The sequence below is a fragment of the Campylobacter concisus genome, assembly GCF_902460845.1.
GTDB lineage: Bacteria > Campylobacterota > Campylobacteria > Campylobacterales > Campylobacteraceae > Campylobacter_A > Campylobacter_A concisus_X.
Genome location: NZ_CABPVS010000003.1, coordinates 347,619 through 360,558 on the forward strand (window position 1 = coordinate 347,619; position 12,940 = coordinate 360,558).

Here is a 12,940-nt window from a genome sequence, read left to right on the forward strand (position 1 = left end):
CTTTTTTTGGAGCGATTATATTATGGTTTTACTTTTTGCTTTATTAAGTATAAATTTACTATTGTTATTATAGAGAAAAAGCCCTAAAAATAGGGCTTAGTATTACATTTTGTCTTTAGTGACGATTAAGAGCATTTTAAATTTATCTTTTATCTTTAATCCGTGTGGTATTTTGCCTGGTAACACGATGGTATCGCCTTTTTTGATATCAAAATGTTCATCACCAATAGTTAGCTTCATCTCACCATCAAGTGCGATAAGTAGTGCATCGCCTGGAGCTGCGTGAGTTGAAAGCTCTTGGTCTGTGTCAAAACTAAGTAATGACATTGAGCCGTTTTCGTTCTTTACGAGCGTTTTGCTCACGATTTTGCCTTTTTCGTATTCCACTGCATCAACTAAGCTAAAAATAGCTGCCTTAGGTAAATGATCTATCACTAAATCCTCCTTAAAATCAATTGAAATATATTTCGTTGGTTCGTTAAAAACTAGCTTGCGCCACACTTTTTTCTCTATCAGGCAAGCTTGCTCATTGCCTATATGTATCTGCTTTTCGCCGTAGTATAGGCTAGCACCGCCTTCTACAACCCATGCGAGGCTATCGCAAAACAGCATCTCATGATCTAGCTCCTCGCCCGTATCAAAAGCAAATACATCGATATGAGCATTCTCGCAATCAAAAATTCTCTTGCTAACGACACTTTTCGCGACGACTTTCGTGTCGGCGTTTAGATTGTAAATTTTACTCATTTTATATCCTTTTTGCAAAATTATAAAAGGTTAAGAGCCAAATTTCATTGACCAATGTTAATAAAAAGAGAAAAAATATCCTAATTAAAACTAATGCATATAAGGAAGTTCCCTTTATAGAAAAATTCCATAAAATGGATTTGGTGCCCCTATTCCCACTCAATAATTACCATATCATATTTGTTTCTTTTATTCTATAACAGTATCTTTTTAGTTTCTGTTTTTAATATGCGTAACCCAGCTTCCTTGCCGTAGTTTTGTAAGCTTCGTTAAGTACTAATCCAATACCCATTTGATGGAATTTCTTTTTTATGCCAATTACAAAAATATCTGCACAATCCTTGTCAGTTGTATTAATACAACAAAACCGACTAACTCATCATTCATGTGACAAGCGAGAAAAGGCTTTTCCTGTGAATCACAAATATACTCTTCTGTGCTTTACGGTATTCCAAACCATTCTGAAAGGTCATATAATATTTCTTTTGATGCACCTTCCTTTTCCAGTTTATCTTCAACTTCTTTTATTTTTATATCGATTTACTCCTCCGCAGCTTCTATACTTTTAAATGTATACCTTTATTTCTTAAATTTTCTATGCAATCAGCCAGATATTCAATATTGTGCTCTTTGTAAATTGGACTGCCTATAATCTCCTCTTTAAGATTATCGTACTTTTCTGCTGTGCTTCCTCTATAATTTTTATCTTTCCATTCCGCAGAAACTTTATATCCTCTTTTTTCCATCTCCACCATAACCAATACATGGTAAATAAAAAGATGATATGGGGAATATGTAAACACATAATCTACGGTTTTATGTTTCTTTTTCCATCCATTGCCCCTCAAAGCACAACATTCCCTGTGTTGTCCAAGAAGCTGATTTTTAGGCAATAAGTGTATAAGTTTTTCATGCCATAGTCTCATATTTTTCTCCTGTTAACAAGGTTGATTTTTCTAAATATTCATTAGGGTATTTCTTTAGTAAAGTGTTAATGCATTCAATTACAGCCTTCTGACTATTCTCCCCTTCCATATATCCATTTAATATATCAAATAATACCTGTTTTTCAATTGTACTTGCATCTTTTTTGAAATATCCCCATATATGAAGAACAGCATTACTAAAATCTTTTTTACTCTCCTTCATATCTCTTGTTTCCTGTATTTTTTCATTTAGCCATAAAACATCCAATTCTTTTTCCTTCAAGTACTCCCTTATCTCCAGATATGCTTTTTGCGATTTGCTTAGTACATAATATTTATTTTTTGCCCACAACTCTTCGCATTCTCTTCTTATGTCTTTTTGTCCCATATTGACACCTCTTTCCAAATATTCAAACTAAAACAAATCCCATATAATGTATCACTCTTTAAGTTTTTATTAATAGCATTTAAATTTTTTATTCAGGTAAGGTATAAATGAATATCCTGCATTATTAGTATGTTAAAGTGGGTTCAGATACAAAGGATTTTTATTACTATAAGAGCTATTCAAATTTATTAACCACTGTTTCCACAAAAGCCTACCACCAAAATAATGGAAGGCTTTCTAAACAATTTATCTAAATTCAATAACTCCCTTTTAAACCTACTTTTTCTCATTTTTAGTATCAAAATAGTATCACTAAGGAGCTTTTTGCTTCTGTAAAACTGTTGTAATATTGTATTTTCAACGGTTTTACAGCAAAAATATTTTTTTACTCTATTCCCACTCGATAGTTGCAGGTGGCTTGCTTGAGATGTCATAAACTACGCGGTTTATGCCATTTACCTCGTTTATGATGCGGCGGCTTACGTTTTCAAGTAGGTCGTAAGGAAGCCTTGAAAAGCTTGCAGTCATGCCATCGCTCGCATCGACTACACGCACACAAACAGCGTTTTCATAGGTGCGGTTATCACCCATTACACCAACAGAATTTACATTTAAAAGCACACAAAATGCCTGCCAAGTTTTGTTATACCATCCACTACTTTTTAGCTCATCACGTAAGATCACGTCAGCTTTGCGAAGTAGCTCAAGGCTTGGTTTATTTACCTCACCCATGATGCGGATAGCAAGGCCAGGTCCTGGGAATGGGTGACGAAAAACTAGCTCGCGGCTTAGTCCAAGCTCAAGACCTAGCTTTCTAACCTCGTCTTTAAAAATCTCTCTTAAAGGTTCTATTAGCTCAAATGTCATCCAATCAGGTAAACCTCCAACGTTGTGGTGGCTCTTTATCGTCTTGCTTGAGCCAACTACGGAGCTTTCGATGATATCAGTATAAAGAGTGCCTTGAGCTAGAAATTTCACATCACCATGCTTTTTAGCCTCTTGCTCAAAAATTTCTATAAATGTCTCGCCTATAATCTTGCGTTTTTTCTCAGGATCAACCACACCAGCCAAGCGTCCAAGAAAAGTCTCGCTCGCATCTATGCTAACTAGCTCAACACCAAGCTTTGTTCTAAATGTAGCTTCAACCTGCTCTCTTTCATTTGTTCTAAGAAGTCCGTTATCAACAAAAACAAGGATCAAATTTTCAGGCACGGCGGCCGCTAAAAGTGCCGCAGTCACAGAGCTATCCACGCCGCCACTAACTGCACAAAGTACCTTATGAGTGCCTACTGTTTTTCTTATCTCTTCTATCTTATTTTTAGCGAAGCTTCCCATGTTCCACGTGCTCTCGCAGCCGCAGATATATTTAGCGAAATTCTTTAAAATTTGCGTACCGTATTCGCTGTGTTGTACCTCTGCGTGAAACTGGATCGCATAAAATTTACGTTTATCATCGCCAAAAGCACAATAAGGCGAATTTTCACTAACAGCGATCACTTCAAAGCCCTCTGGCAAGTCCTTTACATAGTCACTATGACTCATCCATACGATTTGTTTTGAAGGTGTATCCTTAAATAGCTCATGCTCTTTAATCACGCTAAGCTCTGCCTTGCCATACTCTTTTTGATCGGCCGCTAAAACCTCAGCCCCATGTGTATGAGCAAGTAGCTGCATACCGTAGCAAACACCAAGGATAGGGATATTTAGCCCAAAGACGCCGTTATCGCAAAAATAAGCATCTTTAGCATAAACGCTAGCTGGACCGCCACTTAAAATGATACCTTTTGGCTCTTTCGCCTTTATCTCACTAAGCTTTGCATTAAATGGCAAAATTTCAGTGTAGACGCTCTCTTCTCTTAGCCTTCTGGCTATTAGCTGAGTGTATTGCGAACCAAAATCCAAAACTATAATCGTATTGTTCATTTATAACCTTTTAAAAATAGATATGAAAAATTTCAAACTGCACATACCAAACAATGATCGATACGATATATCCTAGAACCACCATCCAAGCGTATTTCATATGTGCACCAAAGGTATAAATTCCTTTTAATTTACCCATTACTCCAACACCGGCTGCTGAGCCAAAGCTGATCATCGAACCACCGATACCAGCAGTTAGTGTCACTAGTAGCCACTGACTCATCGCCTCGCCTACATCAGCTCCCATTGCTGGATTTGCTTTTAAAACAGCTGACATAACAGGGACGTTATCAACGATCGCTGAAAGGAAGCCAACGCCAATATTTACAGCAGTTGAGCCAAATTTATCATAAAGTGATACAGCGTAATTTAAAAATCCAGCAAAATGAAGAGCGCCAACTGCAGCTAAAATTCCAAAGAAGAAAAATAGTGTATTGTTTTCGATCTTTGACATATAGTGAAATACATGCATTGGCTCTTCATTTTTGTGAGCTTTTTTGAAATAGTAAGTATAAAGACTAAGAAGCGAGAAGCCAAACATCATTCCCCACATCGCTGGCAAGTGGAAAAGCTGATGCATCATAACTGCACAAAAGATAGTAAATGCGCCTATTGCAATAACTGCTTTACCACCTTTTTTGATAACAACTTTTGGCTCGTTTGCTACGTCAAAATGCGGTGCAGTACTTGGCACCACGCGAGAAAGTAAAAATGCCGTTACAAACCAACCTACGATAGATGCTGGAAAAAGTGCGAAAAAGTCGACAAATGGTGCTTTTCCAGCAGCCCAAGCCATAAGCGTAGTGATATCGCCAAATGGACTCCATGCTCCACCTGCGTTTGCTGCTACGACGATGTTTATCGCACCGGCTACTAGGAAATTTGTATTATTTCTATCTATCGTTAGAAGAACGGTTGAAAGAATAAGCGCTGTTGTTAGATTATCAGCTACTGGGCTTATGAAAAATGCCAAAATACCAGTTAGCCAAAATAGTTTTCTATAAGTATAACCTTTTGATACGAGATTATATTTAAGTGCATTAAATACATCTCTTTCGATAAGTGCTTCGATAAAAGTCATCGCTACCATCAAGAAAAATACAATCTGAGCGATCTCTAAAATCAGGTGATTTACCTCATGTTCAAGCGAATGCACATCCATACCATTTATAAGCATATAAACGCCGATAAGTAGGAACATAAACGTACCGATAAAGATAGCAGGTTTTGCTTTGTCGATATGGAAATTTTCTTCTGCTGCTATGAAAAAATATCCAACAACAAAAATTATAAGCGATAAAATTCCTGCCCATGTAGTAGTTAAGTCAATAGCTGCGGTTTCTCCATCAGCACCAAAAGCCATCGCAAAAAACAAGCCTAGAAGTCCAAAAAACCTCATTATACTCTCCTTGTAGAATAAAAAATCTTGGTATATTACTTAAATGAGCCTAAAAATTAGGTTAGTTAAAATTATTAAGCTTACATTACATTTTTATTTAAATACGAAAATTTTACTAGATTTTGTTTATCTTGTCAGTTTTCTTTTCTTTTACGGGAGCATTTCCATAAAATGGATCATCTTTATAGCCACAACCGCTAAATGCAAAAAGAGTAAAAATTAAAATAAAAGATGATAAGATAAGCCCATGAAAAACGCTAAATTTTTGATAAATACTATTCACGAAAATCCTTTGTATAAAGAAAAATTAAGCATGGCAAATGAGTGCCAACAGCTTTTAGAGCTTATGGGGAAAGCAAAACGATTTTACATAGCTTTTTGCTACGTTAGAGAAGGTGTTTTGACCTTTGTTCTTACTCATCCCACTGGGCTTTTAGAGCTTAGGCGTGATAGTAGTATAAATGATATAAAAAGGTTATTAAAAACCTTTTGCAATTTTAATAAAAATAGCGTTTTTAACAGCATTCTTACTCCAAAACCTATTAACGAAATCAACTATACAAAAAACAAAAAAGAAAAAAATATAAGATTTGTCGTGAGCAAATTTTTAAAATTTTTTAATCAAAAAGAGCAAAGTGTCATCTTCTATGCGCCAGCTAGTAAAGGCGAGTTTAAAAATTTAGCAAAAGACGAGCAAATACACCAAAAATTTGAAGAGCTAAGAGAAATTTTGCTCAAGAAAAATGAGCAGGCAAGATGCTAATAGACGAGATAAGAACGCTTCCAAACGAGCCTGGCGTATATCAGTATTTTGACGTCCAAAACAGGCTCTTATACGTTGGCAAAGCCAAAATTTTAAAAAATAGGGTCAAAAGCTACTTTAAATTTACCCCAAGTCTAGCTCCGGCTGAAAAACTAAGCCCAAGAATTTCAAAGATGATAAGCGAAGCTGTGCATCTTGAATACATCGTCACGCCAAGCGAGGCAGACGCGCTCATACTTGAAAATTCTTTCATCAAGCAGCTTAAGCCAAAATATAACATCTTGCTTCGTGACGACAAGACCTACCCTTATATCTTTATAAATTTAAATGATGATTTCCCTAGATTTGAGATCACTAGAAAGGTGGTAAAAGGCTCAAATATCCGCTATTTTGGGCCATATTTTAACGGAGCTAGCGAGCTACTTGAGGCACTTTATCTAAATTACAATCTCGTTCAGAAAAAGTCCTGCATCAAAGGCAAAAAAGCCTGCCTTTTTTATCAGCTAAAACGCTGCTATGCCCCGTGTGAGGGCAAAATTTCAAAAGAGAACTACGCTAAGATCGTAAACGAGGCTATCATAGCCTTACAAAATCCAAATTTACTTATAACTCGCCTTGAAGAGCTCATGCTAAACTACGCCAAGGCCGAAGACTACGAGCAAGCAGCCGCGACTAGAGATAAGATACAAACACTTAAAAACATGCAAACAAAGGTTGAAGTTGATCTTGCTAAACTTGAGGACTTTGAGGCCTACTCGGTCGCTTGCGTGCACGATATGATCTGTGCGGTGAGATTTAGCGTGCAAAGTGGCAAGATAACTGGCGTAAAAACTGACATCACGCAGGCCAAAAACGCTCAAAAAGACGAGACAAACGAAGCTTATAAGCAGGCCATTTTAAAAAGCTTCATAGCTGGACAGCCGATAATTAGCACCAAAATTTATGTGCATGAGAGCTTTGAAGATAGCGAGCTTGTGGAGGAAATTTTAAACGAGAGATTTGGTCGTAAATTTAGCATCACTTGCCCTAAAATAGGCGATAAGCGTAAAATTTGTGAGATCGCTACCAAAAACGCTGAAGTTAGCATCGAAAAATATCTAAAAACGCACGATAACGTGCTATTAAACGAGATAAAAGAGTACTTTGACCTAGCTCACACGCCTTACGTGGTCGAGGCTTACGACAACTCGCACCTTTTTGGCGAGGCAAGTGTCGGAGCGATGGTGCGCTATGAGCATGGCGAGTGGGCAAAGCAAAACTACCGTCACATGCACCTAAGCTCTAAAAACGACTACGATCAGATGAAAGAGAGTTTGACAGCCAGAGCACTTAGATTTGACAAGCTTAGCCCGCCTGATCTTTGGGTCATTGATGGTGGTGAAGTACTTTTAAATTTAGCCTGTGAAATTTTAGCAAGTAGTGGTGCAAACGTCGATGTGATCGCTATCTCAAAAGAAAAAATAGATGCCAAAGCTCACCGCGCAAAAGGTGAGGCAAAGGATAAAATTTACACAAAAAATGGTAGCTTTAGCCTAAGTACGAGCGATAAAAAGCTTCAGTTTTTCCAAAAAATGCGTGATGAAAGCCATAGATTTGTCATCAGCTTTCACAGAAAAACAAGGCAGAAAAATGATATGCAAAGATCAATTCTAAAGCAAGCTGGCGTATCTGAAGGAAGTATTGCGAAATTAATCAGCTTTTACGGAAGTTTTGATAAAATCAGCGAAGCGAATTTAGACGAAGTGGCAAAAATAACAAATAAAAGCGTAGCAGAAAAGCTTGCAGTGCTCAAAGAAGGAAATTTGAAGTGATAATATATGATGAAAATTTAAAAATATCCGCGATAACGCAAGATTCACTTGAGCTATTGGGTTTTGATAGTTTAGATGATTTTTTATCGCAATACAAAGATATAAGTGAGCTAGTCATAACAAGCCAAGAAAGCACAAACTACAGCTTCTTGGAATTTTTACAAAATACGAAAGATAATAGCGCTAGAGTAAATTTAAAAAGAAAAGATGGTGGTGCGATCTTACTAGAAGCGAGATTGCAAAATGCTATTTTAAAAAATGGCGAAAAATTTTTTATCGTGCTTTTAGAGAAGCAAGACATAATAAACAACCAAAATCTAATAGCAGCAGTAAAAGTAAAACCTACATTAAGACTGCCTGTTTTTAAACTAAACGCATGGTATCTTTTTGATACACAGACACAATCACTTATCGATGATTCCTGGTTTGAAACATCGCTTAAAATACTAAATTTAAATAAAAAAGATTTTGCATCCTACTTAAATATCTTTTTGCATAACGCAAGGGAAATTCTTATTCAAATCCAATCAGCCATAATCGCAAAAGACGAGATAATGCTCAAAAAATACGTAGATGAGATAAGGGAAGCTGCATTAAATTTAAAGCTTAATAACCTTGCAAATGAGCTTAACGCTCTTTTAGATAACAATCAAAATGGAAAAATGAAAGAGATGTCTCTTTTTACCAAAAGGCTAATCGAGATAGAAAATATCGTCAAAAAATATAGCAAAAAGAGTATCCATGAAAAATAATAAATTTTATATATTGTTAGCGCCAATAATAATTTCAGCGATCTTTTGCGCATATAGCGGAAATGAAAGCTATAAAAAATTTACAGATCTAAAAGATCTAAATGAAAAACTATATAAACAATCCTTAGTATTTCAAACTATAAAATCCGTAATACAAGAGCACGATACGCTAATAGGCAAAAGCCAAGAAGATATAAAAAAGCTGCGAGATAATACCTTAAAAAATACACAAAAATTTATAAATTCTATAAGAAAAGACGATCGCACCGAGATACGAAATGTAAATAAATTAAAAGAATTGCTAGCAAATCTAAACCAAAATGATAAATTTGATGAACTATTTTATGAATTTTTCCAAAATATAAACGGAGAAATAGATAGCGATTTTAAACAAGATCTAGACCGAGACTTTCCGCTTATAATAAAAGCTTATGCCGCAACTTTAAGTAAAATTTACAATCAACTCTCTTTAGCAAACAACACAAAATACTACGTAAAAAATATCTTTATAGATGGCCCTTTATTTTCAATAAACAATAATGTGAGAGAAAATATATATTCCGTAAAGGACAACACGCCAAATCTTGATATGCTTCCAAAAAGTGAGTTAAAAGAGAATATTTACAAAGACTTTAACCAGTTTGAAGCCAACTATCAAGCTAAAAAAATAAGAGAAGCTAAAGCCAAGATCGCATTTTCTGAGAAGCTAAACATCGAAGATATAATCTTAATAAAACAGTATGAAGATGATAAATTTATACTTTTATTAAATAGTGCTATAAACATAAAAAATGAGCTATTAGAACTTACCAAGAGCGAGAAAATAAGCTTTGGCATAAAGACCTTTTTTGAGTTTTTGCTTTGTGGCTTGCTCATTTTATCTTTGCTTGGTATTTCTGCTAGGTTGAAATTTTTAAAGGTGCTTATCGATAAGTCAAAATACATATCAAACTATATCCTATCATCAAAAGAGACAAGTGCGGATAATGCGATATCAAAGCTCATAAAAACTTATGAAGATCTAAAAGAAACCTATATAAAAGATAGCAGCTTTTTTCAGATAAAAGATAGATATATTTTATCCGTAAGCAAGAAGCTAGAGTCTATCAATAAGGAAATTTTTACATCGACTGCGGCTTTAAAAATAGAAACAAATAATAGCAAAAAGCAAGTATTTATAGACACGATAGAAAAAAATGCAAATATCATGACTTCGCTTTATAACAATGCTAAAAATATCTCAAATGTTAAAAAATATAGCGAATGCAATAAAACCGAGATATTTGATCCTCAAAAAAGCTTTGAAGAAATTTTGCAAGCAAATATCGTCTATTCGCAAAGCAAAAAGATAAATTTTATAAGCTACCTTGATCCAAGCCTTACAAATGAACTAGAAGGAAATCTAAATTCATTAAAAACCGCATTTAACTCTATCTTTTTGGCGTCTTTATCAATGTCTTTAAGACATCAAAATATTATCATCGCTATCAAAAAAGTTCAAAAAGACTTTGATAGAAGTGGACTTTGTTCTGTAAGCTTTAGCATAAAAAATAGCTCAGCTGCCATGAGCGAAAAGCAAATTTCAGATATATTTTCAGATGATGAGAATAGCTTAAATAATGATGAGAGCGAGTTTTATCTAAAAATCGCTCAAATTTATTTAAAAAATTTAGAAAGCAAGCTGGAGATTAACTCGTTTCCAAGTATCGGAAATGAGTTTAAATTTGTAGTCATTTTTAAAACAACATCAAACTATAAAGACTTTGATATAAAATGCAATCACAAATTAGCATTCTTACAAGATGTAAATGTCGCTTACAACGAAGCTTTTGAGCAGACTACAAAAGATCTTGGGCTCAAAGTGGATATGCTAACAAGCACTAGTCCATCTATTACAAAAAATTATGATGCTATATTTTTAAGAAACACCAATAAGCAAGGCCAAGATATTAAAAATCCGCTCATTTTAAAAGATCCGCTAACTCCATTAAGCATCACAAGGCTACTTTGCTTAGGTGAAGCTGATATTATGAATAAAAATTTAAACGATAAACCAAAAATTTTAATCTACGATACTAATGAAATTTACATAGATATAACAGCAAGTGGCTTTAGTAAATTTAACTGCGAAGTTGTGGGGGTTTGTAATAAAAAAGATCTAAAACAAGCCATAAAGCAAGGTGATTTTGACCTTATCTTTGTTGGCTCGAAATTTTTCGAAGCTGAAAAAAATAGCCTTCAAAAAAATCTTGATCTTATAAAAGCAGCTATACAAAATGCGAAAATTCCAATTATACCAATGCTTTCAAATACTTCAAATATAGATGGAGAGAGCGTCAAAGAATACTTCAATGCCTATATAAAAACGCCAATAAATAGTGACGAACTGGCTCAAATTTTTAGAAAATTTTTGCCAAATTTTGGCGAGATTGCAATAGACGAAAGCTATCTATCAAAAAGCGAAAATATTATTTTATTTAAGAAATCGCCAATGGAAAATAAAATATTTAGCTCAGCTTTAGGAGAATTTTACAACACACTTGAAACCACAAATAGCTTTGATGAGCTATTAACAAAGATAAAAACCAAAACTTATGGCATCGTTCTTATAGATGAAAATGTAAAAGGCTTCAACTATGAAGAGTTAACAAGAGTTGTTGATAAGATAAGACAAAGCCAAAAGGTTGATACAAGAGTGCTGATATTTGGCGCACAAGAAAGAAGTGAATTTCCTTTTGTAAAAGTACTAGCCAAAAATATCACAAAAGCAGAGCTTTCAGCTACAGTAAGAGAGCAAATCGATTCTATGGGTACTAGCTACGCTAAAAGCTCTTATGAATTTATTAAGTTTAACGCCTAAAACTCTTTTGCGTTATTTTTAAATACATTTAGCACGCTTGCTCGCTTATGGCAAATTTCAGCGTATTCTCTTTCGCTCTTTGAGTCATAAACTATACCAGCTCCAGCCCCCACAAATACATCACTAAATCCATTTTCACCTGGCACAAAGATGGCTGAGCGAATAAGAATAGCAACCTGAGCATCGCCATTAAAATGTAAAAATCCAATGCCGCCACCATAGATATTTCGCTCAGAAATTTCAAGCTCATTGATTATCTGCATAGCTCTTATTTTTGGGGCTCCGCTTAGCGTGCCAGCTGGAAAAATACTAGCTAAGACATCAAAAAGATCAAGTCCCTTGGCGCATTTGCCATAGACATCGCTTACGATATGAATTACTTTTTCATACTTTTGGATATGCATAGCATTTTTTACAGCTACGCTTTTTGGTTCTGAAACCCTGCCGATGTCATTTCTGGCAAGATCGATTAGCATTTTGTGCTCAGCCAGTTCCTTTTCGTCACTTAAAAGCTCACTTTCAAGTGCTGCATCTGCATTTGCATCGCTTCCTCTAGGCCTTGTGCCTGCGATCGGAGCCACAAAAATTTGCTCACTTTTCATCTCAAAAACAAGCTCTGGCGAAGAGCCAACCACATCGCCATAAGGTGTAGGAAAATGAAACATATATGGGCTTGGATTTGTAAGTGAGAGCTTTTTATAAAATTCCAAACTGCTCATATTCGTTGAAATTTCAAGCAATTCATCAAGCACCACCTGAAAGACATCGCCGCTTCTTATATACTCTTTTGCTAACTCAACCATATCCTCAAAGTGTTTCTTTTCTTTACCAAGATCAGTTTTTATACTAAATTTACTCTGCTCTTTGCTTTTGTTTTCAACTTTCACATCAAGTAAAAAGTCATAATATTTATTCTTATCTCCATAAAATGTATAAATTTTACTCATCTTGTCAAAGTGCAGATAGGCCTTTGCATCGGCATAGATAAATTTTGGAAATTCGTACTTTTTAGCTTTCTCTTCTCCGATATACTCAAAGTATCTCACGCCGTCATATGCAAAAACACCAAAGAGACCTGCAAACGGAGCTAAAGATTTATTACGATTTGTATCAAAATAACTTCTAAGCCCATAAAAATCCATATCCTTTTCATCGATGTATTCGCAATCAATGCCTATAATCGTTTGCGTCTTATCCTCGGCTAGGTAGCTATTTTTAAATTTTTCTCTAATCACTTCATAATAAAACAGTGGTTGTTCTAAGAGCATTTTTTTCCTTTAAATTTTTGATGATTATAAAAAAAGTTCGCTTTTACTTTTTAAAATTTTTATCAAATTTCTAAATTTATGCCTAAATTTCACCTTTTTACTA

The 12,940-nt window shown here is 34.9% G+C and carries 11 protein-coding genes; 4 read left to right on the top strand and 7 right to left on the bottom strand.

Translation table 11 applies throughout. The features are described from left to right. Window positions 1-102: 102 nt before the first annotated feature. From F3H00_RS04780 to F3H00_RS10330, 6 genes are all read right to left on the bottom strand, one after another. Window positions 103-747 (bottom strand): cupin domain-containing protein, encoded by a 645-nt coding sequence (locus tag F3H00_RS04780; RefSeq protein WP_148798770.1) that lies wholly within the window; start codon window positions 745-747, stop codon window positions 103-105. Between the two features lie 557 nt (window positions 748-1,304). Next, window positions 1,305-1,673, bottom strand: coding sequence for a TIGR02328 family protein (locus tag F3H00_RS04785; protein WP_148798768.1), 369 nt, complete (start codon window positions 1,671-1,673; stop codon window positions 1,305-1,307). After that, window positions 1,657-2,061, bottom strand: a complete 405-nt coding sequence (locus F3H00_RS04790) for a YbgA family protein (RefSeq protein ID WP_148798766.1) — start codon at window positions 2,059-2,061, stop codon at window positions 1,657-1,659. Before F3H00_RS04790 ends, F3H00_RS04785 begins: the two co-directional genes overlap by 17 nt. Window positions 2,062-2,451: 390 nt before the next feature. After that, window positions 2,452-3,984 carry a glutamine-hydrolyzing GMP synthase gene (gene guaA, locus F3H00_RS04795; RefSeq protein WP_148798764.1) on the bottom strand — a complete coding sequence of 511 codons (1,533 nt, stop codon included), beginning with the start codon at window positions 3,982-3,984 and terminating at the stop codon, window positions 2,452-2,454. A 10-nt stretch (window positions 3,985-3,994) separates the two neighbouring features. Then, complete coding sequence (nhaD, locus tag F3H00_RS04800) at window positions 3,995-5,383, bottom strand: sodium:proton antiporter NhaD (RefSeq protein WP_148798761.1); 1,389 nt, start codon at window positions 5,381-5,383, stop codon at window positions 3,995-3,997. A gap of 115 nt (window positions 5,384-5,498) precedes the next feature. Further along, a complete protein-coding gene (locus F3H00_RS10330) occupies window positions 5,499-5,666 on the bottom strand; it encodes a hypothetical protein (RefSeq protein ID WP_021091736.1) in 168 nt (55 codons plus the stop codon). 30 nt (window positions 5,667-5,696) lie between these two features. On the opposite strand from F3H00_RS10330, the gene F3H00_RS04805 reads away from it, so the two are divergent. The 4 genes from F3H00_RS04805 to F3H00_RS04820 are packed head-to-tail and all read left to right on the top strand — an operon-like array spanning window position 5,697 to window position 11,569. Further along, the gene (locus tag F3H00_RS04805) at window positions 5,697-6,146 is read left to right on the top strand and encodes a hypothetical protein (RefSeq protein WP_148798758.1); all 450 of its coding nucleotides are present in this window, start codon (window positions 5,697-5,699) and stop codon (window positions 6,144-6,146) included. After that, window positions 6,140-7,957, top strand: coding sequence for an excinuclease ABC subunit UvrC (uvrC, locus tag F3H00_RS04810; RefSeq protein ID WP_148798756.1), 1,818 nt, complete (start codon window positions 6,140-6,142; stop codon window positions 7,955-7,957). The genes F3H00_RS04805 and uvrC overlap by 7 nt, the downstream gene beginning before the upstream one ends. Next, complete coding sequence (locus F3H00_RS04815) at window positions 7,954-8,709, top strand: hypothetical protein (protein WP_148798754.1); 756 nt, start codon at window positions 7,954-7,956, stop codon at window positions 8,707-8,709. The genes uvrC and F3H00_RS04815 overlap by 4 nt, the downstream gene beginning before the upstream one ends. Continuing rightward, window positions 8,699-11,569 (top strand): hypothetical protein, encoded by a 2,871-nt coding sequence (locus F3H00_RS04820; protein WP_148798752.1) that lies wholly within the window; start codon window positions 8,699-8,701, stop codon window positions 11,567-11,569. The genes F3H00_RS04815 and F3H00_RS04820 overlap by 11 nt, the downstream gene beginning before the upstream one ends. On the opposite strand, the gene F3H00_RS04825 is transcribed toward F3H00_RS04820, so the two are convergent. Then, window positions 11,566-12,837 carry an anthranilate synthase component I family protein gene (locus tag F3H00_RS04825; protein ID WP_148798750.1) on the bottom strand — a complete coding sequence of 424 codons (1,272 nt, stop codon included), beginning with the start codon at window positions 12,835-12,837 and terminating at the stop codon, window positions 11,566-11,568. The two genes, F3H00_RS04820 and F3H00_RS04825, sit on opposite strands and share 4 nt — an antisense overlap. Window positions 12,838-12,940 lie beyond the last annotated feature (103 nt).

Excerpts from the sequence above, each read along its gene's own strand:
- F3H00_RS04780 (WP_148798770.1), bottom strand. The coding sequence starts at position 747 with ATGAGTAAAATTTACAATCTAAACGCCGACACGAAAGTCGTCGCGAAA.
- F3H00_RS04785 (WP_148798768.1), bottom strand. The coding sequence starts at position 1,673 with ATGAGACTATGGCATGAAAAACTTATACACTTATTGCCTAAAAATCAG.
- F3H00_RS04790 (WP_148798766.1), bottom strand. The coding sequence starts at position 2,061 with ATGGGACAAAAAGACATAAGAAGAGAATGCGAAGAGTTGTGGGCAAAA.
- guaA (WP_148798764.1), bottom strand. The coding sequence starts at position 3,984 with ATGAACAATACGATTATAGTTTTGGATTTTGGTTCGCAATACACTCAG.
- nhaD (WP_148798761.1), bottom strand. The coding sequence starts at position 5,383 with ATGAGGTTTTTTGGACTTCTAGGCTTGTTTTTTGCGATGGCTTTTGGT.
- F3H00_RS04805 (WP_148798758.1), top strand. The coding sequence starts at position 5,697 with ATGGCAAATGAGTGCCAACAGCTTTTAGAGCTTATGGGGAAAGCAAAA.
- uvrC (WP_148798756.1), top strand. The coding sequence starts at position 6,140 with ATGCTAATAGACGAGATAAGAACGCTTCCAAACGAGCCTGGCGTATAT.
- F3H00_RS04820 (WP_148798752.1), top strand. The coding sequence starts at position 8,699 with ATGAAAAATAATAAATTTTATATATTGTTAGCGCCAATAATAATTTCA.
- F3H00_RS04825 (WP_148798750.1), bottom strand. The coding sequence starts at position 12,837 with ATGCTCTTAGAACAACCACTGTTTTATTATGAAGTGATTAGAGAAAAA.